Annotated in this window: 21 protein-coding genes; 8 read left to right on the forward strand and 13 right to left on the reverse strand. The window is 42.3% G+C overall.

Going from position 1 to position 24130, the window contains the following annotated elements:
• Positions 1-89: 89 nt before the first annotated feature.
• Together GVJ38_RS00930 and GVJ38_RS00935 are read right to left on the reverse strand one after the other, a co-directional pair.
• Complete coding sequence (locus GVJ38_RS00930) at positions 90-2099, reverse strand: FtsX-like permease family protein (protein WP_159721285.1); 2010 nt, start codon at positions 2097-2099, stop codon at positions 90-92.
• Positions 2089-2856 (reverse strand): ABC transporter ATP-binding protein, encoded by a 768-nt coding sequence (locus GVJ38_RS00935; protein ID WP_159721286.1) that lies wholly within the window; start codon positions 2854-2856, stop codon positions 2089-2091. The genes GVJ38_RS00930 and GVJ38_RS00935 overlap by 11 nt, the downstream gene beginning before the upstream one ends.
• Before the next feature lie 291 nt (positions 2857-3147).
• On the opposite strand from GVJ38_RS00935, the gene nrdD reads away from it, so the two are divergent.
• Both nrdD and nrdG read left to right on the forward strand, forming a co-directional pair.
• Positions 3148-5337, forward strand: coding sequence for an anaerobic ribonucleoside-triphosphate reductase (gene nrdD / locus GVJ38_RS00940; RefSeq protein ID WP_442895991.1), 2190 nt, complete (start codon positions 3148-3150; stop codon positions 5335-5337).
• A gap of 116 nt (positions 5338-5453) precedes the next feature.
• Complete coding sequence (gene nrdG / locus GVJ38_RS00945) at positions 5454-6056, forward strand: anaerobic ribonucleoside-triphosphate reductase activating protein (RefSeq protein WP_159721288.1); 603 nt, start codon at positions 5454-5456, stop codon at positions 6054-6056.
• Here nrdG and dinB read toward each other — a convergent pair.
• Positions 6048-7169, reverse strand: coding sequence for a DNA polymerase IV (gene dinB / locus GVJ38_RS00950; RefSeq protein ID WP_159721289.1), 1122 nt, complete (start codon positions 7167-7169; stop codon positions 6048-6050). The genes nrdG and dinB overlap by 9 nt on opposite strands.
• Positions 7170-7318: 149 nt before the next feature.
• On the reverse strand, positions 7319-8440 hold the full coding sequence (gene mnmA / locus GVJ38_RS00955; RefSeq protein ID WP_159721373.1) for a tRNA 2-thiouridine(34) synthase MnmA: 1122 nt from the start codon (positions 8438-8440) through the stop codon (positions 7319-7321).
• A gap of 176 nt (positions 8441-8616) precedes the next feature.
• On the opposite strand from mnmA, the gene GVJ38_RS00960 reads away from it, so the two are divergent.
• Genes GVJ38_RS00960 through GVJ38_RS00970 form a run of 3 tightly spaced genes read left to right on the forward strand, consistent with a single transcriptional unit; the run spans position 8617 to position 11118 of the window.
• Positions 8617-8991 carry a GntR family transcriptional regulator gene (locus GVJ38_RS00960; RefSeq protein WP_159721290.1) on the forward strand — a complete coding sequence of 125 codons (375 nt, stop codon included), beginning with the start codon at positions 8617-8619 and terminating at the stop codon, positions 8989-8991.
• Positions 8988-10370: a DUF5808 domain-containing protein gene (locus GVJ38_RS00965; RefSeq protein ID WP_159721291.1), complete on the forward strand. Its 1383-nt coding sequence runs from the start codon at positions 8988-8990 to the stop codon at positions 10368-10370. The genes GVJ38_RS00960 and GVJ38_RS00965 overlap by 4 nt, the downstream gene beginning before the upstream one ends.
• 1 nt (position 10371) lies before the next feature.
• The gene (locus tag GVJ38_RS00970) at positions 10372-11118 is read left to right on the forward strand and encodes a YhfC family intramembrane metalloprotease (RefSeq protein WP_159721292.1); all 747 of its coding nucleotides are present in this window, start codon (positions 10372-10374) and stop codon (positions 11116-11118) included.
• A gap of 68 nt (positions 11119-11186) precedes the next feature.
• On the opposite strand, the gene GVJ38_RS00975 is transcribed toward GVJ38_RS00970, so the two are convergent.
• From GVJ38_RS00975 to GVJ38_RS01000, 6 genes are all read right to left on the reverse strand, one after another.
• Complete coding sequence (locus tag GVJ38_RS00975) at positions 11187-11792, reverse strand: metallophosphoesterase family protein (RefSeq protein WP_159721293.1); 606 nt, start codon at positions 11790-11792, stop codon at positions 11187-11189.
• A gap of 8 nt (positions 11793-11800) precedes the next feature.
• Positions 11801-12646 carry an aldo/keto reductase gene (locus tag GVJ38_RS00980; RefSeq protein ID WP_159721294.1) on the reverse strand — a complete coding sequence of 282 codons (846 nt, stop codon included), beginning with the start codon at positions 12644-12646 and terminating at the stop codon, positions 11801-11803.
• Positions 12647-12806: 160 nt separating this feature from the next.
• Positions 12807-13151: a DUF1831 domain-containing protein gene (locus tag GVJ38_RS00985; protein WP_159721295.1), complete on the reverse strand. Its 345-nt coding sequence runs from the start codon at positions 13149-13151 to the stop codon at positions 12807-12809.
• 61 nt (positions 13152-13212) lie between these two features.
• On the reverse strand, positions 13213-14361 hold the full coding sequence (locus tag GVJ38_RS00990; protein ID WP_159721296.1) for a cysteine desulfurase family protein: 1149 nt from the start codon (positions 14359-14361) through the stop codon (positions 13213-13215).
• 142 nt (positions 14362-14503) lie between these two features.
• A complete protein-coding gene (locus GVJ38_RS00995; protein WP_159721297.1) occupies positions 14504-15478 on the reverse strand; it encodes a ribose-phosphate diphosphokinase in 975 nt (324 codons plus the stop codon).
• Between the two features lie 54 nt (positions 15479-15532).
• The gene (locus tag GVJ38_RS01000) at positions 15533-16096 is read right to left on the reverse strand and encodes a hypothetical protein (RefSeq protein ID WP_159721298.1); all 564 of its coding nucleotides are present in this window, start codon (positions 16094-16096) and stop codon (positions 15533-15535) included.
• Positions 16097-16183: 87 nt separating this feature from the next.
• Between GVJ38_RS01000 and GVJ38_RS01005 the strand changes: the two genes are divergently transcribed.
• Both GVJ38_RS01005 and GVJ38_RS01010 read left to right on the forward strand, forming a co-directional pair.
• The gene (locus tag GVJ38_RS01005) at positions 16184-18079 is read left to right on the forward strand and encodes a M13 family metallopeptidase (protein ID WP_159721299.1); all 1896 of its coding nucleotides are present in this window, start codon (positions 16184-16186) and stop codon (positions 18077-18079) included.
• Positions 18080-18893: 814 nt separating this feature from the next.
• Positions 18894-19367, forward strand: a complete 474-nt coding sequence (locus GVJ38_RS01010) for a hypothetical protein (RefSeq protein WP_159721300.1) — start codon at positions 18894-18896, stop codon at positions 19365-19367.
• 680 nt (positions 19368-20047) lie between these two features.
• On the opposite strand, the gene GVJ38_RS01015 is transcribed toward GVJ38_RS01010, so the two are convergent.
• Together GVJ38_RS01015 and GVJ38_RS01020 are read right to left on the reverse strand one after the other, a co-directional pair.
• On the reverse strand, positions 20048-20680 hold the full coding sequence (locus tag GVJ38_RS01015) for a hypothetical protein (protein ID WP_159721301.1): 633 nt from the start codon (positions 20678-20680) through the stop codon (positions 20048-20050).
• Between the two features lie 58 nt (positions 20681-20738).
• Positions 20739-21125: a YbaN family protein gene (locus tag GVJ38_RS01020; RefSeq protein WP_159721302.1), complete on the reverse strand. Its 387-nt coding sequence runs from the start codon at positions 21123-21125 to the stop codon at positions 20739-20741.
• 128 nt (positions 21126-21253) lie between these two features.
• On the opposite strand from GVJ38_RS01020, the gene pulA reads away from it, so the two are divergent.
• Positions 21254-23194: a type I pullulanase gene (gene pulA / locus GVJ38_RS01025; protein ID WP_159721303.1), complete on the forward strand. Its 1941-nt coding sequence runs from the start codon at positions 21254-21256 to the stop codon at positions 23192-23194.
• 88 nt (positions 23195-23282) lie between these two features.
• Here the strand turns inward: pulA and GVJ38_RS01030 are convergent, their stop codons facing one another.
• Positions 23283-24050, reverse strand: a complete 768-nt coding sequence (locus GVJ38_RS01030; RefSeq protein WP_159721304.1) for a formate/nitrite transporter family protein — start codon at positions 24048-24050, stop codon at positions 23283-23285.
• Positions 24051-24130: the final 80 nt, after the last annotated feature.

The following is a 24130-nucleotide window of genomic DNA, read 5'->3' on the forward strand; positions in this document are numbered from 1 at the left end:
TACTGTCATCAGTATAGTTTTTTTCTCTGGGATTTGACATTGATTTTTCTTACACGTGGCGCTTTCAAACTAACAATTTTGTCACTTGCTTATTTTTGCACGATTTTTTTCTGATACAAACAAGTCAACCAGTAGAAACTGCCATAGACTGCAATCAAGATACCGCAAAACAAATAGACGAACCAGTAATTTGCATTTTGGACGATTTGAGTAAAGACCCGGATCGCAAACACACTATGAATGATCCCTAAGATCGCCGGCGGAAAAAAGATACTCCGATTTTCTCGATAGATCAGCTGATCGATATTTTTTTCGGGAATCCCTAAACGATAAAGTAACTCGTACTGGCCTTTTTTTCGTTCGGCTTCTGAGATTTGCCGCATGCTGACGGTACTAGCGGTGGTGATGATAAATGTCATCGCCACAAAGGTCACGATAAACAATAGCAGACCAGCACGATGGCGAGTTTGACGATACGTATCTAACCGAGCGATATAATTCGTGCGATAAGTGGTGACGATCTGCTTGTCTTTTGCCTCACCTTTTTGGACCGTACCGTGTAACTTGTGATTTTGCCATTTCAAATCGGCATGAATCGGCGCGATCCAATTACTTTTGATCGTTTGGTGCAATTTTCTAACAACTTTTTCTTCTTGGTTTACCGGTACGTTTAAAGCAGTCAAATGATAGTCTTGCCCATTTGTCTGGTCAAAGACTTCCGCTGAAACAACCAGCATATTTTCACCATAGCGAAGCGTTCGATCCCCTAAATAATTACTTTCCAAACTTTGCAATTGCAATGTCTGGTTTTGCAGCTGGATCTTTTTAGCATAGTGAACATAGTGCCGTAAAATCGTTTGAAACGGGGTCAACAGTACTGCTGAATCAGAACTTTTTAACTTCAATTCTGGCAGATAAGGATTCAACGCTTGAAATTTTTGATATTCCGGCAAAGCAATCAAATCGATCACACCGGGTTCATCATCGCTGCCTTCACCTGTAATACTCATCTTTTGTTTAGCTGGAATCACTTTAAACGTCAGCGTTTGTTTCGTGACTGCGATCCCTTTAAGTTGCGGAGCAAATGTTTGATATGCTCCTTGATCCATCATCAATGTGACGGGTGCGGCTTCATTGACTCCATTCATTTGGATCGAGACCATCGCTGCCACACCACCTAAAATAGCTAGTGCCAATCCTAAAAAAATCGTGACCGTCCCTAAAAAATTCCATTCACTTCCTAACCGCAGTTGAAAATCGCTGCGTGACAGGAGGCGTAAATTTCGATACGTCAGCGGATTTTTTTGGCTCGCGTAATAGCGTAACGTCTGAGCAAAAAAGAGATACGTCCCAATGACACATAAACTAAAAATGACCAGCATCGCAATAAAATTAGCTTGCAGCAAACTGGTTGTTTTCGTCAGCTGTTTGACTAATTTTAAATAATTTAACGCTAGCACCCAACCACTAAGTAACACGATCCCACCGAAAATCGCCACGACTTTTTGCCATGTGACGAGTTTTCTCGTTCTCATGACGGGGCGCTCTTTTAGCTGGGTCACTTTGTAACCGGCAATCTGCCAAATCATCTGGAGTGAAACAACGAGTAAAATAAAACCCATCACTAACGCAGTGCCAGCGATCGCATCAAATGAAAGAAAAAAATCGACTTGTAACGGCAATCCCATCGCTTTGACTAAGATCATGCTGAACAATTTCGAAGTCAAGATACCCAAAACGATTCCCGCGACAAACGCACTACTACCTAAAATCAACAATTCAAATAAAAAGAGACTTGCGACTTGAAAAAGTTTCCAACCGTTCAAGCGAAAGATCGCAATATCCTTTTGGCGACTTTCTAAAAAAAAGCGGCTCATGCTCGTCATAAAAAACAACAAGATCAGTACCACCGTGATACTGCCAGTAGCTAAAGTGCTGACTAGCCGGGTACTTTGTCCAGCACCTCTGATCAAAGGCTGCTCATACGTCATCGCGGTAAATGAGTAATAGACCATTACAGCAAACACCATGCTGAAAAAATAAAACAAATAGTTTTGAGCATGTTTTTTAAATCCACGCCACGCGATCTTAGCGAGCATTGATCCTGCCACCTCCTCCAATCGCGGCTTGCATATCGATCACTTTTTCAAAAAATTCTTTACGGGAAGAACGCCGAACGATCTCAGAAAAAAAGCGCCCGTCTTTGATGAACAACACACGATTACAATAACTAGCCGTGTACGGATCATGGGTCACCATCAAGATCGTCATGTCTTCTGACAAATTCAGTTCCGCTAAGTAATGTAAAAACTCCGCCGCAGCTTTTGAATCAAGTGCGCCGGTCGGTTCATCAGCAAATAAGATCTCCGGTTTGGTGATCAAGGAACGCGCGGCAGCAGTTCGTTGACGTTGCCCGACTGAGATCTCTTCAGGGTAACGCGTCAAGATCTCGGTGATCCCAAACGTTTTTGCTAAATGAGCCAATCGTTTTTTCAATTCGGTCGTCGGTAATTTGCTGACTGTCAGCGGCAATAAAATATTATCTGCCACCGTCAGTGCATCGATCAAACTAAATTCTTGAAAGATAAAACCTAATTTTTCGCGTCTGAAATCGGTCAGCTGATTTTCATTTAACTTGGCAATATCTTGACCCGCTAATTTGACTTCACCCAGTGTCGGCAATAAGATCGTCGCTAAAATATTCAGTAAGGTTGTCTTACCTGCCCCGCTAGGTCCCATGATCCCGACGAACTCGCCTTGATCAATCGTGAAGTTTAAATCATTTAACACATTGACTTGATTGAAACGATTGCCATAATTTTTGCTGAGATGAGAGACTTCGATCATTTTTTTCATTTGTTACCTCTTTTTAATGTCTGCTGGATTTCTTTTATGGTATCATATTTTGGTTGATTTGCATTTCACTAAGCCTTTCCCTCCACTTTTTTTATTAAATATTTTTCCGTTATTTTATCATCTAACAAAACCTTTTACTATCAGCTTTCACATCCTTTCAGAATACCCAACCACTACATATAGTATTGTCACACTCAACCTAACCTTAATAACACTACATCTAGTTGTAATATTTTCAAAAATCCCGTATGATAATAAGTGAACAAAATCAGAAAGGAGTTGGTTGGGATGATGGAAATCAAGACCAATGAACATTTGACACAAGCTGTCCAACCAGCCTTAAAAGAAATCAAAGTCGTCAAGCGTGACGGCCGCCACGTGATATTTGATGATCAAAAAATTTATGATGCGCTCGTCAAAGCGGAGACAAAGATCCACGGTACGCTAGATCCACTGGCTTTTGAACGAATCCAATCGTTAGTTGAACGGGTAGACGCTGAGATCGCCCAACGTTTTGCTGATAACGTTAAAATTTATGAGATCCAAAATATCGTTGAACACACGTTACTGGAAAACAACGAATACGAATTAGCTGAGGAATACATCAACTACCGAACACGACGTGATTTCCAGCGCAGTAAAGCAACAGATATCAACTTTACGATCGGCAAACTGATCAATAAAGATCAAAGCGTCGTCAATGAAAATGCCAACAAAGATAGTAACGTTTTCAATACGCAGCGCGATTTGACAGCAGGGATCGTCGGCAAGTCGATCGGACTAAAAATGTTGCCGCCCCATGTAGCAAATGCCCACCAAAAAGGTGACATTCATTACCACGATCTGGATTACCATCCTTATACGCCCATGACCAACTGTTGTTTGATTGATTTCAAAGGCATGTTGAACAACGGATTTAAAATCGGGAACGCCGAAGTGGAAAGTCCGAAGTCGATCCAAACTGCCACAGCTCAAATTTCTCAGATCATCGCAAATGTCGCGTCTAGTCAATACGGTGGCTGTTCAGCGGATCGCGTCGATGAACTGTTGGCACCTTTTGCCCAGTTGAACTACGAAAAGCACATGAAAGATGCCGATGAATGGATCGAGACGCAAGCAAAACGAGATGCTTTTGCTAAACAAAAAACGCAAAAAGATATTTACGATGCGATGCAAAGTTTAGAATATGAGATCAACACCTTGTTCACTTCAAATGGTCAGACGCCTTTTACGTCTTTAGGTTTTGGTCTAGGGACAAATTGGTTTGAACGCGAGATCCAAAAAGCGATCTTACAAATCCGGATCAACGGCTTAGGTAGTGAAAAGCGAACCGCGATCTTCCCAAAATTGATTTTTACATTACGGCGCGGAACAAATTTAAATCCGGAAGATCCAAACTATGACGTAAAACAATTAGCGCTAGAGTGTGCTACAAAACGGATGTATCCCGATGTTTTGAACTATGATCGGTTGATTGAACTGACGGGTAGTTTTAAAGTACCGATGGGCTGTCGTTCCTTTTTACAAGGCTGGAAAGATGAAAATGGCGAAGAGATCAATGTTGGCCGGATGAATCTCGGCGTTGTGACGTTGAACTTGCCGCGGATCGCGATGGAAGCAGATGGCGACCAAGCAAAATTTTGGAGCTTGTTAGAAGAACGTTTAGCTATCGCAAAAGACGCTCTTGTTTTTCGAGTTGAGCGGTGTAAAGAAGCAACGCCAGCTAACGCACCGATCTTGTATCAATACGGGGCATTTGGTAAACGTTTGAAACGTAACGGTTCTGTGGATGATCTGTTTAAAAACAAACGCGCGACTGTCTCACTGGGGTACATCGGACTTTATGAAGTGGCGTCGGCTTTTTATGGTGGTGCTTGGGAACATGATCCGGCAGCCAAAGCCTTTACCTTAGATATCGTGAAAAACTTGAAACAACACACCGATGCTTGGGGCGATGAATATGGCTATCACTTCAGTGTCTACTCGACTCCAAGTGAAAGTTTGACCGATCGTTTCTGTCGTTTAGATACGGAGAAGTTTGGGATCGTCAAAGATATCACGGATAAAGAATATTACACGAACAGTTTCCATTATGACGTGCGGAAAAATCCAAGTCCGTTTGAAAAATTAGATTTTGAAAAAGACTACCCGCAATATTGTTCTGGCGGTTTTATCCATTACTGTGAATATCCAATGCTGCAACAAAATCCAAAAGCTTTGGAAGCTGTTTGGGATTACGCCTATGACAAGATCGGTTACTTAGGAACCAATACACCGATTGATCACTGTTACGCGTGCGGCTTTGAAGGAGATTTCAAACCAACTGAGCGCGGTTTTGAATGTCCGCAATGCGGCAATCACGATCCCAAAACGTGTGATGTCGTGAAACGAACTTGTGGCTACTTAGGAAATCCGCAACAACGGCCGATGGTTCACGGACGGCACCAAGAGATTGCTTCCCGTGTTAAACATATGAAATAAAATTTTGTAACAAAACAAATCGTGTTGTAAGCGCGGTGTTTAGCTAAATGATCTAAGAAGAAGGAGTGGGGTGTTTTATTCTCACTCCTTTTACTAAAAAGAAAAGAGTGAAAGTTATGCGAGATCCAAAACCAAATGAATGGTTAGCCAGTGAGCTGAGTCAAAATCGGATCGCTGATTACAAAGCCTTTAATTTCGTTGATGGTGAAGGTGTCCGCAATAGTTTATATGTTAGCGGCTGTCTATTTGCTTGTGAGGGCTGCTTCAATGTTGCCGCGCAAAATTTTAACTATGGCAAACCTTATACAAAAGAACTAGAAGATCAAATCATCGCCGATACTGCGCATTCTTATGTCCAAGGTCTCACCCTGTTAGGCGGGGAACCTTTTTTGAATACGAATGTCTGCTTGCAATTGGTCGATCGTCTCCATGCAGAATTTGGGGACACTAAAGATATTTGGTCATGGACTGGTTATACGTTTGAAGAATTACTGCAAGATAGCGACGACAAATTGGAACTATTGAATAAGATCGATATTTTAGTCGATGGTCGCTTTGACCTCAGCAAAAAAAATCTTTTACTCCAATTTCGCGGCAGCTCGAATCAACGGATCATCGATGTTCCTAAGTCACTACAAGCCGGCCAAGTCGTGTTATGGGACAAACTGCACGATTCTGAAAAAGCCTTTGAACAAATTAAAAAGAGCGATCTAATTTGAGCGCTCTTCAAACAATGGTAAAATAATATTTTCATATGCGATGGGATCTAGATTGGTCAAGGTGACACCGACCAATCGGATCCCTTTTTCGATGCCGCCGATCTCTTCCCAAATTTGTTTGGCTTGAAAAAATAATTCTTCTTTCGTGCGGACATAATAAGGTAAAGTCGCTCGTCTAGTAACCGTCGTGTAGTCTGCATAGCGGATCTTGACGACGACTGTCTTACCATGACGCTGCACACGACGTAACGCACCTTCAACTTTTTCAGCTAGCTGACGCAATTGAGTCAAGACTTCCTCTTCGGTCGTCAAAGGTTTGCCATAAGTATGTTCTTTCCCCACTGACTTGCGTTCACGGCTGACTTTTACTGGTGCATCATGGATCCCGCGAACTTTTCGATACAATGAATAGCCCATTTTTCCAAACTCTTGGATCAACGTCATCTCACTTTGTTCATACAATTCCGCTCCAGTAAAAATCCCTAACTCGTTCATCTTCGGTACAGTCTTTTTTCCTACCCCGTGAAATTTTTCGATCGGCAAGGCTTTTAAAAATGCGACTGCTTCTTCTGGTGTGATCACCGTCAAGCCCCGCGGTTTTTGATAATCAGATGCCAGCTTGGCTAAAAATTTATTATAACTGACACCAGCTGAGCACGTGAGTTTGACTTCATGCCAAATATCTTGTTGGATCATCCGTGCAACTTTGATTGCAGATAGATGCGCTAATTTATTTTTCGTAACATCCAAGTAAGCTTCATCGATCGAAACCGGTTCGATCATATCCGTATATCGTGCAAAGATCTCCCGCACTTGGCTGGAGACTCGCCGGTATTTTTCATGATCACCTGGCTTGAAGATCGCTTCTGGACACAACTCATAAGCTTTTTGTGCGCTCATAGCCGAGTGAATCCCAAACTGGCGCGCTTTATAGTTTGCGGTCGTCACCACGCCTTTGCCCCCAGTATCAGATGGATGACGCGCGATCACTAAAGGATGGCGCGCAAGTTCTGGGTCATCGCGTTCTTCCACTGAAGCAAAAAACGCATCCATATCAATGTGGATAATCTTGCGTGATGTATCATTTTTTAATGGAAAAACTAGCCCCGCCATCTTGCTCACCTCTCCCTCATTATACTCGAACGTGCGTTTGGATTCAATCACTCAAACGTAAACGACACGAGTCCCCACGCCCATAAAAATCAAATCCTCACTTACCACTAAAAAAAGAACGAGCCGCTTAGTTAGCAGCTCGTCAAAATTTAAATGTATTGCAATTCTTTTGTCGCTTGATACGCGTGATCGATCAAGCCACCACCAAGACATTCTAAGCCGTCGTAAAAAACAACTGCTTGTCCAGGTGTGATCGCGCGAACTGGTTCATCAAAGATTACTTGTGCTCGGTTGCCTTCCATCAAACGGACAGTCACCGGGACATCTTGTTGACGATAACGAAACTTCGCCGTGCATTTGAATTCAGCTGGCTTGTCAGTTCCCGTCGTAAAATGGATCTCGCTTGCATCTAAGCTAGTCGCATAAAGCGCAGGATTGTGGAAGCCTTGATCAACATACAATGTATTCGTCGTTAAATCTTTTCCCACTACAAACCATGGTTCTTGCGTTTTACCGCCGCCGCCGATCCCAAGGCCTTGTCGTTGGCCGATCGTATAATACATCAAGCCATCGTGTTCTCCTTTGACTTCACCGCTTGGCGTGACCATCTTCCCTTTTTTAGCTGGTAAATAATGGCTCAAGAAATTTTTGAAATTTCGTTCACCGATAAAGCAGACACCAGTCGAATCTTTTTTCTTGGCTGTCGCCAGACCTGCCCGTTCAGCGATCGCACGGACTTCTTTTTTCTCCATGCCGCCTAATGGAAACATCGTCTTAGCTAATTGTTCTTGTGACAACTGACTTAAAAAATACGTTTGATCTTTATTATTATCGACACCTCGCAACATGTGGACGACACCATTTTCATCTTTTTCCACTTGTGCATAGTGTCCCATTGCAACATAATCTGCATCCAGTTCCAGCGCATAATCTAAAAAGGCTTTGAACTTGATTTCTTTATTACACATCACATCTGGATTCGGTGTACGACCAGCGCGATACTCAGCTAAGAAATATTCAAAAACACGATCCCAATATTCTTTTTCAAAATTGACTGAGTAATACGGGATTCCGATTTGCGCGGCGACTTTTGCAACGTCTCTATAATCTTCCGTTGCCGTGCAGACACCATTTTCATCCGTATCATCCCAATTTTTCATGAAGATCCCGATCACATCATACCCTTGCTCTTTTAAAAGCAGTGCTGTGACTGAAGAATCAACGCCGCCACTCATACCGACGACTACGCGTGTGTTGCTGTTTGACACAATATCACCATCATTTCAATTAGATTCCGAAAACTTCTACGATTTGAAGGTCGCAACTTTTCAGTATCATGCATTATACAACACATTTCTTAAATTTTCGACTACTAATTCTTGGTATTCATTTAAATTGCCTTTTTGTATTAGTTGTATTAATATAAATAATACAAGGAGGCGATAGAATGATCTTAGAAATCGATCCTCAGTCCGCTGAACCGATCTACCGCCAATTGCGGGAACAAATCATCATCGGGATCGCCACTGGGGAACTGAATCCTGGCGAGCAGCTACCGACTGTGCGGCAAATCGCAGACGAATTAGGAGTCAATACGATGACGGTCTCAAAAGGTTATCAGCAATTAAAAGAAGAAGGCTACTTGATCACCGATCGGCGTAAAGGAACGCTCATCAATACACTGCCCGTCAAAAAAAGTGATCCAAAAGAACAGCTGACCTTGCTGTTAGCAGAATTATTTCTTCAAGGTCACAGTAAAAAAGATCTGCAGCAGACTGTCGCAAAATTGTTGGACTCATTTAGAAAGGATGATCTGTCATGATAACATTTTCAATTATCGGGATTTTGTTCTTCGTCAATTTCGTGATGGCTGCGGTCTGTTCATTAGCTGCTAAGCCTCACAATCATGTCGTGTTAGAAAATACATTTCCTAAAGAGCAGCTCGATCACCCTGAGACTTTAGCTTTACGCAAAACCTACAAAAAACGACAATTCCAATTAGCAGCGGGCTTAAGCGGATTAGATTGTCTACTGTTCATTCCAATGAAAGATTCGTTGTTCATGCTCTTATTTTTTATTTTACTGATCATTACGTTAGTCGCTAGTTTTAGTTTACAAATTCGCTACATCCGAAAAGCACACGAACTGATCATTAAACATGATTGGCAACTCACGCCCCAACCGATCCGTGTCGATACCAAAACCGTCTTAACTAAAAATCGACGGATCTTGTCAAAAAATTGGTTTTGGTTATCGTTCGCTTTGTTTGGCATTATGAATCTGTTCCTTTTTTTGATCGTACAAGGAACACTTTCGTGGGTCATGCTGATCACCAGCCTGATCACGTGGCTATTGTTTTTAGCTGGCTGGTACGCGGTTGCTCATTTACCGGTCCGCAGTATCACAGATGATGACTCGATCAACCAACACTACAATGATCTGACAAAATTCTATTGGTCACTGCTAATGGTGAGCTCTAGCTTTACTTTTCCAGTCATTATTTTTATTCCATTGATCTCGTTGTATGTAGCACCTACCCTTTTCATGCCGATCACTATCGTGGAATTACTATTATTGATCGCATATATCGTTGGGACTTTCGTTTTACTTTTAACCTTACGTAAAAAACAAGATCAGTTGTTGAACCAAGCACCTAGTTATCGTTATTATGGAGATGATGAATATTGGCGTTACGGTATTTATAACAATCCCAATGATCCGCGTCTCATGATCCCTGATCGAATCGGGATGAATTTATCCATCAATCTCGGTAAGCCAGTCGGGAAAATTTTAGTCGCTTTAATCGGAATCATCATGCTTTTTGCCATGCTCATTTCAATCGTTCCGTTATATATTTTAGATTATCATCCCGATCCGCTGACTGATCGCGTGACCGATCAAGCAGTCGTATTAGATGGTCCCATGACTCAAAAAAGTACGATCCCGCTAGCCGACATCACAAAAGTAAACTTGATTGCACAGATGCCGCAACAGACTGTTAAAGAAAATGGTCTAGCTACACAACATTATGCGTTAGGGAAATTTCGCGTCGCGGATCGCAGTGCGTTGCTATATGTAAGCTATACCAGTCGGCCTGTCTTAAAAATCACAACTAAAAAAGTGACGTATTATTACACGAATAAGCAACCGCGAAAAACGAAAGCCGCCTATCAAAAAATTTTAACGGAAAGAAGCGAGTAACATGATTACAAGCCAAGCGATTTTCTTGATGGGATTGGCTGCTCTTTTGTGCGTCATTATCCCGCTGAGTGGATTTTTATTATTACGACGGCATCACGAAATCAAACTCTCCCCCATTTTATTCGGCGCCTTATTTTTCATTTTATTCGTGCTAGTCTTAGAGCCGGTGATGCATCAACTTGTCTTACGCCCACAAGCCAATGGTACTATCTCATTGATCAAAACGGCACCGGCGCTTTATGTGTTATACGGTGTGCTAGCCGCAGGGATTTTTGAAGAATCCGCACGTGGGATCGCCTTTACTACCTTAAAATCAGTTTATCAAACACAAGATAGCGCGTTAGCTTACGGGATCGGCCACGGTGGAATCGAAGCGCTGCTTTTAGGTGGCTTGAGCAGTCTCAGCAATCTGATCATCAGTCTGATGTTAAATACTCACCAAGCTTTACCATTACCAAAAGCGACCGTCACGCAACTTACACAGTTGCCCGCTTGGCAATTCATTTTACCGGCGATCGAACGGCTACCAGCTTTTGTGATCCAAGTGTGCCTGTCAGTGATCGTCTGGCAAGCGCTCAAGCAGAAAAAAATCCGTTTGTTTTTCACCGCGATCGCGATCCACGCTATCATCGATCTGCCTAGTGCCATGATGCAAGTCAGTTGGTTGCACAATTACTTTATTTTGTATGGTTTGCTATATGGAATGGCTGCTCTTTTAGTCTACTTTACGTTCAAAACTTATTTTTAAAAACGAATTTAAACAGCAAAAGGGAGTGGAACAGTTGATTGTTCCACTCCCTTTAGTTTAGTTCAAATTTATTTCAAGCGTCGGATCTCTTCTTCTTTGGCCGCAGCTATGACTGGAATCAAATTTTCAGAAATTGGTGCGCCAAAAGGTAGTTTCTCCGTCAAAAAATCACGTTCAGGTGCATCGACTCCAACATTGATATCTTCGGCGATCGGCATACTGTAATGATGGATATGCCCGTGAAGATTGCGGATATTATTCGTCTGGCCTAACAACATTGGATAATGCGTCAAATAATATTGAAAGTGATTGAACTTCACTAGTACGCCGACATCGTGAAATTCAAACTTTGGCGAACCGTCTGCTAGTCCAGGATCATTTTCTGTTAAATATTTAAAAAAGGCGCGACTATCATGGTTGCCCTTGATGAATATGATTTTGCCATTCAATTGCCGCAAATAAGCTAGGACTTCACCGTTACCGCGTTCATATTGCGGATGCATCGCGACATCGCCTAAATGATAGACGACATCATGCTCTTTGACGACTGCGTTCCAGCCAACCACTAATTGCTGATTCATCGCGTCGACCGTGTCAAATAAACGCGGCGCAAAATCATTCGCACCTAACAAATTTGCATGGAAATAATGGGTATCCGAAATAAAATATTTCATTTTTTCACCTACAAGACGTCTAAGGATTGTTTACTAACAGGTTTTGGAAAGACTTGATCCAGTTGCGCGTATTCAGCCGGACTTAACTGGATCTTACCAGCTGCGAGATTATCTAACACATGGCTTTTTTTACTAGACTGCGGAATCGCGATCGTCTTGCCATCGCGGATCGCCCAAGCAAGTAAAATTTGAAAAAGACTCGCTTGATGTTGCTGCGCGATCTGACGCAAAATCGTATTTTGAGATAAATTTGCACCGAGACTGTCCCCTTGAGCGATCGGTGAGTAGGCGATCAACGGCATGTGATGTTCTCTTAGCCACGGTTTCAGATCAAAGTCGATCCCGCGGCTGGATAAATTGTACAACACTTCATCGGTAGCACAGTTACGACCATTTTTCACGCTGAACAGTTCTCGCATATCACGCGTATCAAAATTCGAAACACCCCAGTTACGAATCAAACCAGAACTTTTCAAGCGTTCTAGCTCCGTCACCGTTTCAACCAGCGGGATCTTCCCGCGCCAATGAAGCAAATATAAATCTAAATAATCTGTCTGCAACCGTTCTAAGCTATCACGTAATGTCGACTCGATCTTATTTTTACCCGCATTCCAAGGATAAAATTTCGAGATCAAATACAGCTCTTCACGTTCATACGGTTTGATTGCTTCTCCCACCAAACGTTCTGAACGACCTTCTCCATACATCTCAGCAGTATCGATCACGCGCGCGCCGGCTTCGATCCCAGTTTGCAACGCTTCGATCTCTTGCGCTTTTTTTGTTGGGTCATCACCCATATGCCAAGTCCCTAGCCCGATTGCCGGAACTTTCATTTTGCCTAATAACACATCCATCTTGTTCACCTCGTTACTAGCATAATCGAAAGTCCGTCACGCTTCAACTTTTAACGTCGAGAAATACTTGAAAACTTCGGCTAGCACTTGCACCTTCAAGCTGCGAGTGATTCAATTTTTGCCGACAAAAAGACGACTGGTCTCCCAGCCGTCTCCTTGCTTATTCTGCTTTCACGAACAAGCCGCGATCGATCATGCCGTCCATCAAGAAATAAAATTTTTCTTGCAGCATCTCATGCGCACTCGCTTTAAAAATATTCACCGGCTTCAAGCCATTAGCGGTCGTCACCGACATCTTCACTTGCTTGATGTCTTTTGAAACAGTGACTTTCAATTTGAAACCTTCTTTACTTTGGGGCGTTGCTTGCAAAGGCTGGATCAATTGAAAATTTCCCGCTGATGTTTCTTTAAAGCCGTTATCACGTAATGTGTAGCGCTTAGCAGTCGGTGCTAATTTGTATTTCACTGCTGCGCCTTCGATCGTTGCTTCCGTACTAAATGCCATTGTCTTCCACCTCATTGTCTCATTTACTTGTAATTATAGAGGTTTCACAGCGCGGCTTCAATCAATTTTTCTTTAGTTCTTTGATCACTGTCACTAATGTTTCACTGAAGCGTTCGATTTGTGCTTGCGTATTCCCTAGACCAAAACTGATGCGCAATGATTCTTTGATCGCAGGTGAACTTTTTCCATACAAAGCTTCTAGGACATGGGATGGATCGACAGTACCGGCTGTACAAGCTGAACCCGTCGACACGGCGACTCCTTTTAAGTCTAATTTCATTAATAATAAATCATTGATGATCCCGTTAAAACGCAGATTCAACACGTGGGGCAATTTCTGCTCCAGGTCCCCATTCACGGAAAACTCAATCTCATTTTCTTTTAAAGCCGTTAAAATCGTGGCCGTAAACGTTTGATAGTCCGCTGCACGTTTGGCGCGTTCAGTCGGTGTTAAAAGCTGGACCGCTTTGGCCAATCCACAAATCCCAGCCAAATTTTCCGTACCAGCTCGGCGTTTTTCTTCTTGCTCTCCTCCATGGAGTAACGGTGGGAGATCAACTCCATCGCGTTTATACAAAAAGCCAACGCCTTTTGGACCATTAATCTTGTGGGCAGAAATACTCAACAGATCGATTCCTAATTCTTGCGGACGGATCGTTTGATTGCCATACGCTTGGACAGCATCGGTGTGAAAATAAGCTGGATGATCTGCTAAACGTTCCCCGATTTCTTTGATCGGCATCAAGTTTCCCGTTTCATTATTCCCGTACATGATAGACACTAAAATCGTATCATCCCGCAGTGCTGCATCAAATTGATCTAGCCGCAAGTGACCCTGCTCATCCACATCTAAAAACGTCACTTCAAAGCCCAATGTCTCTAAGTACCGCATCGTCTTCAAGACTGCCGGATGTTCGATCTTGGTCGTGATCAAATGCTTGCCACCGGCTTGACGCGCAAGAGCTGTCTCCATAATCGCTGTATTATCGCCTTCTGTGCCGCCGCTGTTGAAAATGATCTCATGGGGTTTGACCGCTAAACTTTTGGCGATCACCTCACGCGCAGTTTCTAACTTTTCGTGGGCAACTCGGCCAAAGCTGTGGATGCTTGACGGATTCCCAAATGTTTCGGTCATTACATCGCTCATCGTTTGGATTACATCTGGGTGCATCGGACTGGTCGCCGCATGATCTAAATATATCTTTTCCACGCCTTCTCGAACCTTTCTAAACTAGTAGTAGAGTCATTCTAGCACAATTGATCTTGAGAAACAAAACTGCACGCTTTGACAACGTAAAAAGACACGGAAACCATTTCCGTGCCTTTTAATGTGTTAACTTTTCATCCACGCTTTAATCAAAATCTTTTTTCTCGACTGTGAAGAGCGGGCTGACCGAAACATTTTCGTGAGTCCGTTTAACGGCTTCTCCCATCAACTCAGCACAACTAACGATCGACAGATTTTCTGGATGACGGCTTTCATCCGTCAAAACGGAATCCGTAATACAAATATCGGCAATCGCAGCATTATCTAGCATCTCTTTAGCCGGCGGTGACAATAAGCCATGGGAGGCACACGCAACGACTTCTTTGGCTCCCGCTTTTTTCAACGTCTTAGCTGCTTTGCTGAAGACTTCACCGGTATTTAAAATATCGTCTACCATGATACAAAAACGACCTTCGACATCACCGATCACATAACCGGAATCTGGATCGCCTTCTTCGGCTTGATCAACGATCGCGATCGTTGAATCCAAATATTCAGCTAAGCTGCGAGCACGCTGGACACCGCTATTTTTAGGCGAGACGACAACATAATCTTCTCCTACCATGCCACGCTTACGGTAATAATGAGCAAACAGTGGCATCGTAAATAAATTATCCACTGGAATATCAAAGAAACCTTGGACTTGAACGGTATGCAGATCTAAGGTCAACACGCGCGTAGCACCAGCGTCAGTCAAAAGGTTCGCCACTAATTTGGCGGTGATCGGTTCATGAGGCTTAGCGGTGCGGTCTTGACGCGCATAGCCATAATATGGCAACACGACATTGACGGTCTTGGCACTGGCCCGTTTCATCGCATCGATCATGATCAATAGTTCCATGTAATGATTGTTGACCGGCTCATTTGTAGATTGGACGAGGTAAACGTCACAACCGCGGACCGTCTCTTCGATATTGATTGCGATCTCGCCATCACTGAAATGTTTGACTTCGCACTTTCCTAATTCTTTTCCACAAACTTCCGCGATCTTTTTCGCTAACGGCTCATTTCCGTTTAAACTGAAAATCTTCATGTTCGTAGCGCTTTTTTGTTCTGACATGGTGTCCCTCCAAGCATTTTTCTACCCATAGTGTACCATATTTTTTCGATTTTGCTAGAAACGTAAATCTGGCGCAAAACTGATCGTCCCATTGGCCCAGCTAGCCGGAATGATTTTATCACTGTGACCCCAATTATCATGGATCTTGAAAAATCGTTCACCGCGTTCATTTTCATAAAAACCATAGGCGACGACCCAGTGATTGCCATACGTGCTGCCTAATAATTTCAACAAGCCGATCATGACCGGCTGACCGCTAGTAATGCGTTTAACCGCGCGATACCAACCGCCGACACTGGTAAAACGCACACGAGGTGCTGCCTGACTGTAACGCGCTAAAAAATGATTCAACAAAACCGCGATCTGCGCTGGGATTGTGGGCAAATCTACCGGTTGTAAAACTGGCTGTAACACACTGATCAAACGATCTGGAGCAGCTTCACCTGGGGTTCGGATCGTTTTTGGTAGTAAATCTGGCTGCAAGTGGTCTTGGGTGTATGCCAGTAAAACTGCTGCCGCATACGTTCCACACAAAAAACCGCTGGGAGTCTGCCAAGACGTGTAACGCACAAAATTTTCCGGGGACAACTCGACCCATTTGTTTTTTGGATAATACATTGACTCACTTCCTAAGTCATTTTGGTTGGCGCTTTTTTTCAAATATACCATAATAGAAGGTGAAAGTTAAAAAAAGGACGTGATGCAATGGATACAAGTTTGATCAAAGAAGATTTCTATGAAGCAGTCAATGGACAATGGCTCAAAGAAGCGACGATCCCAGCCGATAAACCGGCGACTGGCGGCTTTCAAGACTTAGTGGATCAGATCGATGATTTATTGCTGGAAGAAACGGAAAAATTCCAGCTTGATCCAACTAAATTGAACGCGGCGATGCAAGAATACGTCAATTATTTCCAATTAGCTAGTGACTACCAGACGCGAGATGCTCAAGGTGCCGAACCAATGAAGCCGTTACTACAACGCGTCGAAGCGTTACAAGATTTAACTGATTTGAATGATCAGCTAGCTGACTGGTTACTGGCGGGATTGCCTTTGCCATTTGGCTTAGACATCGATGCGGACATGAAAAACGCGCAACGTAACGCGCTGTTTGCGGCAGCTCCAAGCTTGATCTTGCCCGATAAAACGTATTACGAACCAGAGCATCCGCAAGCAGAAGCGTTAAGCGAAATCTTTAAACAGATGACCTTACAGTTGTTTGCTTTAGCTGACTACGATGCGGCGGCCGCTCAAACGATCACTGAAGACGCCCTTGCCTTTGACCGACTATTAGCGCCTCACGTAAAAAGTGCGGAAGAAAATGCGGATTATAGCAAAATGTACAATCCACAAACATTGGCAGAATTTACCAGTCACTCCCATTATTTGGCGTTTGATCAGTTAATCCTAGCTGTGATCGGTGCAAAACCAGAAAAAATCATCGTAACAGAACCCGCTTATTTCGCAGCATTCGATCAATTGGTCACTCCAGAAAATTTCACCTTGTTGAAACACTGGATGCTCGTCATGACCTTAAATGCTTTGACCGGTTACTTGAGTGAAGATTTTCGGCAAACTGGCGGGATCTACTCCCGAGCATTGTCAGGAGCAACCGAAGCGCGTCCCAAGAAAAAAGCCGCTTTTTATTTAGCTCGTGGTCGCTTTGATCAAATCGTTGGCGACTATTATGGTCAAACTTATTTCGGCCAAAAAGCCAAACAAGATGTAACGCAAATGGTGGAAACGATGGTGGACGTCTACAAACAGCGGCTGCAAACTACCAGCTGGCTCAGTGAAGCGACTCGTCAAAAAGCGATCGTTAAATTAAATACATTAGGCATCCAAGTCGGCTTTCCTGATGAGATCCCTGCGATTTATCACCAGTTCAAAGTCGATCCGGCAAAAAGTTTGCTGGAAAATGCCTTACATTTTAGTTTCTTAGTCCGACAAGATCAATTCAGCAAATGGGATCAACCGGTGGATCGCAATGAATGGGAGATGAGTGCTGACACGGTCAACGCTTATTATCATCCGTTTCGCAATCTGATTGTCTTTCCAGCTGCCATCTTACAAGCACCGTTTTACAGTTTGAAACAGTCCAGCAGTCAAAATTATGGCGGGATCGGAGCGGTTATCGCCCATGAGATCTCTCACGCTTTTGACAACAATGGCGCCTTGTTTGATGAATACGGCAACTTGAATAATTGGTGGACAGAAAAAGATCAAGCAGCCTTCAAACAATTAGCCCAAGATATGGTCGCAGAATTTGATGGCCTTGAGATCGCGGGCGGCACCGTGAATGGCAAGCTGACCGTTTCGGAAAATATCGCCGATGCCGGCGGATTGAGCTGCGCGCTCGAAGCCGCTAAACGAGAATCAGATGTCGATCTTTCCGCCTTTTTCATCAACTGGGCCACGATTTGGCGGATGAAAGCACGTGCTGAATACACGCAATTGCTGTTAGCCGTTGACGTTCACGCGCCCAATAAACTTCGAGCCAACGTTCAAGTCAAAAATTTGGCTGATTTTTATGAAACCTTTGACATCCAGCCTGATGATGGCATGTACTTGCCACCAGAAAGCCGGGTTCAGATCTGGTAAGTATCAAAAGCTAACAGAACCGGTCAGCTCTCGAAAATTAAGCCGAATTTGACGCATGATGCGCTTTATCAGGAGTCAAACTCGACTTAATTCTTCTGAGAGTTGGTTCTGGAAGCTAGACAACTTTATCATCCCTTAGGCTATAAAAAAAGTTACTCAGCTCAAAGCCGAGTAACTTTTTTAGGATTGTTCGGAATCTTTATCATCCATTGCTTTGATATTTAAGATCGTTTGGTAATTGATTGCAAAAAGATATTAACCTAAAATCAATGTTAGTAAAAACTATCCTGTGATAAAAATAGTTAGGTTTGGAAACCTATATACCAAGTTCCGTATTTACTAAATCAAGAAAAATTTTAGTCCTACCCAGCATTTTTCACATTTTTGTGAACTAAGTAGATACTGTTTAATATCTGCTAACTTTACTTAACATCTATAATTCAATGAAATATATAAACTGTTTAGGTGCATCAATCCAATATGCATAAATTTAATACGAATTTATTTTTTGCTCAGTATTGCGTTTATTGGCACGCTCACAGATATAAAATAACTTTAAAAAGACAAACTAGCCCATGATTATTATGAAACCTTAGTAGATTGATAACTGTGTACCAAAATTAATTGGAAACGCTTTATACCCCTATTATAATTACTGACAAATGTAGAAAAACTCATTAACATAGACATATATCTATGCTAATATCAAGGTGCTTCAATTACTAATTGTAAAGGTGATAAATTATTATGAAGTCAAGAAAAAAAAACAACGTTGCTCTGTCTTTTAACTACATTACTCATGTCAACTGCTCCCTTGCTGAACTTTGGAATTAATGCTGATGCTGTCTCTGCTTCAGAAAACGTTCCCTCAGAAAAAACATATATACCTAACAACCAAGACGCTATTTCACAGGCTCGGCAAGCTGGAGAATCCTTTACTAAAAAACGGATAGCTTCTGGTGATTTAGTTGTGGATGCTGAAGGAAACTTACAAGTTACTCAACATTGGATTGAAAAAATAAAGAAAAATATCTCCCCTAATTATGACGTTATTGCTGAAGGTGCCTCAATAATTCTAATAGACAAAACTAATCTCCTACTACGAGCTGGCGGAGGTGTAACTAAAATCGTTAATACTTGGAAAGGCTTTGACTTATACCTAAAAGACTCTGATGCTAAAAACGTTCCTGACGCACAACAAATAGCGGGTATCATAGCTCCTATAGTTGGCGGTCCTTTAGGAGCTGTACTTGGAGGTTTAGCTGCAGCAAGTGGCAGTAGTAATTAATAGGGTCAATAATGGAAATGGCGTAATTATAGCTTTTTTAGGAAATCAATTAAAGCCTCCCCCAATAGTGCATTGGATTGCCGCACAATAATTATTTGAAAGTTGGTTATAACATGATTGACCCAGTATTTTTATTATCATTTGGTATATTCCTGGTAGTTCTATGTTTAGGAGCTGAATATAATCCTATTATAAAAAAATACCCTATAATACAGAAAGTTATTTTAGTAATTACTGGTATATGCATGTTACTCTCACTCTTGAAAATACGATAAGACATTTATTAAGCAAGTGTAAATTTCAGCCACTTGGTAAAATTTATTAGTTATTCAGAGTTTAGTCTATTGATCATATTTTTGGCAATCAAATCTATGTTTAATAGAATTAGAGCAAAAGTGTCTAGTCAGCTGATTCACAATTAGAAGAAGATTCCCACATATATCTTAACCTCAGTCTTGGACTATTCGCTTGAATTTCACTCTGTACTTGATTTTATGACATTCACAAATTACGTCATCGTAATTCCTGTATTATTGATTGTTAGTAACTTCAATAATACAAGAGATTTTACGATGACGTTTTTGTATTTCACTAGGGTGTTTAGACTGTGCATAAAGTTTATTAATATTTTTATTTATCAAACACACCAATCAGATTCTATTCCGCTCTCCTTTCTAAATTTATTTCTGACCCTTATCATCCATCGCTTTGATCTTTAAAATCGTTTGGTAATTATAATACTGCCGAACCAGTTCTTTTTTGAAATTATTTGCAACTGTGTTAAAGATCCCATATGGTACTGCCCCACTGCGATCATCTCCAGAGACTTCCGTTTTTAAATCCGAAAGCAATTCTTTTCGCTCCAATAAATTTTTGATCACGGAGATGAACATCAAACCCGTGACATATTCAATAAAATAATTTTGATAATACATCTCGGCCAAATCAACTCCGCGATCGACATTTTGTTGGATACTCGTCTCATAACGGTTCAGTAAAGCCTGCGAATGATTGACTTGTGAGATCTTTTGCGGATCAAGCCAGCTAAGGAGTTCATCTTCAGTCACGGTGGTAGTATCACCAGTCAAAATCGCTTGTTTCAATTGATCTAAGATGATGATATTTCCTTCTGAGACATACAATAATTTTTCCGCGCTTGCTTTGACTGGCTCCGTTGCTTGGCTAATCGTCTGTGCCTCACCTGCGATCTTTTCCGCCATCGGCAATAAACGTTGCGGAGCTTCTAAAGCATTCGACAAAAAATCATTTGCTAAATTACTGACGATCATTTCAAATTGGGTCGTTTTTTCCATCTTATTTCACCTCGCTTACATTATAAAGAAAAAGCTTACATCTGGAAAATAATTGTTCTCACTCTTTGGAACGAATTTTTTTGATCAGCTGCGGTCCTTTCAAATAGCTCGTCAACCCCACCAATAAAGCTAGATAGATCCCAATCAATAGTAAGCGGACAAAGAGATGGTCGACTACTAAAAAAGAAAGTGCAAAAACGAAAAACATCCCGCCAAACATTTTGAGCAAACTTTTAGTCGAAAGCTCTTTGGTGACGAACGGTTGAATGTAACGCTGATAATTTTTAGAAGCAGTGAAACGCTGATACAACTTTTCTGAACTGCGTAACCAGAAAAAAGCAGTTGCTAAATAAAGTGGCGTCGTAGGAATTAACGGTACAAAGATCCCGATCGTCCCGATCATAAAAGTCAGCGCCCCCAAACTAGTAAAGATCACCTTTTTCATCGCGCCCCTCCTCGTAAAACTTTCACTCGCCGTGCTAGTCCTTAACTAGACCCGCCCCTATAAAATGAATAAACTATGATATAATTATGATATAATAATTATAAACTATTTAGAAGGGAGTTGCACTTATGTCGCTAGAAACCTTCGAAACGCTCCAGCACACGACCATTCGTCAAAAAGTGCTTGGCAGTTTGATTCGTTCCCAGGCCTTTGATGAAGCATTTTATTACGATGGCCCCCTCGGTGCAAGTTACACAGCTGAACAAACTACTTTTCGCGTGTGGTCACCACTAGCTGCGAAAGTCGAACTTATCTGTTACCAAGACGCGACACCAAATAGCCCCATCGCCACCGTTCAAACGATGACAGAAACTTATTTGGGGACCTTTGAAGTCACATTACAACAAGATTGTCGCAATCTCGTGTATAGTTATTTGATTTATTATGCGCCGCACGCCTCAGTTTACAGTCAAGATCCCTATGCTACGGGTGCGACAGTCAATGGGCAACGATCAGTCGTCATCGCACCTGATGACGTCGCGCTCAAAAATTTCAAGCGTCTAAAAGGAATCCCGCCGACTGATGCGGTGATCTATGAGTTGCACATTCGCGATTTTTCCATTGACCCAAACAGCGGGATCAGCCAAAAAGGAAAATACTTGGGCGTAGTTGAAGAGCAGACCACTACCCCCACGGGTCAGGCGACTGGATTTGATTATTTAAAAGAACTCGGTGTCACCCACGTCGAAATTTTGCCTTTTTATGATTTTGCGACAGTCGATGAAACACACTTAGCAGAAGCGCAATACAATTGGGGCTATGATCCTCTGAATTACAATGTCCCAGAAGGCTCTTACAGTACTGACCCTTACGATCCTTTAGTACGCATTCGCGAGTTAAAACAAATGATCAAAAAATTACACACTGCTGGGATTCGAGTGATCATGGATGTCGTCTACAACCACGTGTATGAACCAAAAGAACATCCGCTCCACAAAACATTTCCGGGCTATTATTTCCGCTATCAGGCAGATGGTGAACTTGCTAATGGAACTGGTGTGGGCAATGATCTCGCTTCAGAACGCAAGATGATGCGTAAATTCATCGTGGATAGTGTCGTGTATTGGGCTAAAAATTTCCACTTGGATGGCTTCCGATTTGATTTGATGGGCAATCTTGATCTAGAGACGATGCAAGCGATCCGAAAAGCCTTAGATGAGATCGATCCGACCATCTTACTTTTAGGTGAAGGTTGGGATCTAGCAACTACTTTACCGGCTGAAAAAAAAGCGATCCAACAAAATGCCCAGCAGATTCCGCGCATCGCCTTTTTCAATGACCGTTTGCGAGATCAAATCAAAGGCGATGTCTTTTCAGATCAACATACCGGCTTCATCAACGGCGGCGTCTTATTTGAACCCGATCTAGCTCAGCAATTATTAGCTGGCGCCTTTACGCCTACAACACCTTACACTAGTCCACAGCAAATCATCCAATATGCAGAAGCCCATGATAATCTGACTTTGTTTGATAAACTCGTTAAGACGAACCCCAACGATACACCGCAACAGCGTATCAAACGAAACACGTTAGGGACCAGTTTAGTCTTACTAGCGCAAGGCATTCCTTTCATCCAAGCAGGTCAAGAATTTTTACGGACAAAACAAGGTGATCCTAACAGCTACCGTTCACCTGATAATATCAACCAGTTGGACTGGGAGCAAGCGGCCAGTTTACACATCGTCACGAATTATTTTAAACAACTGATCGCATTGCGCCGAACGCATCGTTTGTTTCATTTAAAAAGTTACGAAGATATCCGCCATCATGCACGACTTGTTGCAGCGTATGATCAATTGATCGTGATCCGGCTATTTGATCGGCACAATGAATTTCTCCTTGCCTTCAATGCCAGCACCGCTACTCGCAAGCTTCCTCTGATCGATTTCAAACGGGCGGAGCTACTGTTGAGTAATGCGTTGCCACAAGAAAAGATCGCTGAAAAAAAAGCGCATCGTCACCAGCAATTATTACCACTTAGTGCGACTATTTTTTATCATAGCTTTTAATGTGAACTAATTATCAGCTTCAATCATTTGTTTGCGCTACTAAAAAAATCTGCTGATCGAGCTGATCAGCAGATTTCTTGTGGTTGAATTATGCATGGCCTTTTACATACGAAGCAAAATACGGAAACGAGACAAAGCCGACGCCGCCTAAAATATTGCCGAAATAAACGGGAATGATATTTTTAAAAAAGTCCACTAAGCTGATGTGGCCTTCAATGATCGCATCAGATAAAACGAACATGTTCGCCACACTATGTTGAAGGCCTAATAAAACAAAGATCATGATCGGAAACCAAATCCCTAAGATCTTACCGGCAGAGTCTTTACAGCCATAACTTAACCACACGCCAAGGCCGACAAACCAATTACAGCCGATACCTGAGACAAAAGATTGAAGCGGCGTGGCAGCAAGTTTACTGTCTGCTACATGCAACATCTCGTGTAAATAATCTCCACTAGCAGTCAATCCGACCAAATGCCCGAAAAAATACGCGACAAACACAGCACCGACTAGATTAGCTAGCGTGATCACCGCCCAATTTTTTACGACTTCCCAGCCGCTGACTTTTTTATCCAGCCACGCGATCGAGACAGCGACCATATTGCCCGTCACTAATTCCCCACCAGCTAATAAGATCACCACCAGTCCAATCGGAAAAACGGCAGCCCCTAATAACGTTCCTAAAAAACCTAACTCCACTGGTGCGGTGGCTGCGACTTTCATGTAAGCTAGATAACCTAATGAGATCATCGCGCCACCGATAAAACCTAATAAACATTTAGCAAGTAAATTCTTTTGTGTCTTTTCGATCCCTTTATGGATACAAACTGTTGCGGTTTCTGCTGGAGAAAACATTCGTTCACTTCCCTCGATTTTTTGACTGGATTTATCATACAATGCTTTCACTGATAAAAAAAGAAAGTTTTTGAGGAAGA

The organism is Enterococcus sp. CSURQ0835 (assembly GCF_902706605.1).
Lineage (GTDB): Bacteria > Bacillota > Bacilli > Lactobacillales > Enterococcaceae > Enterococcus_A.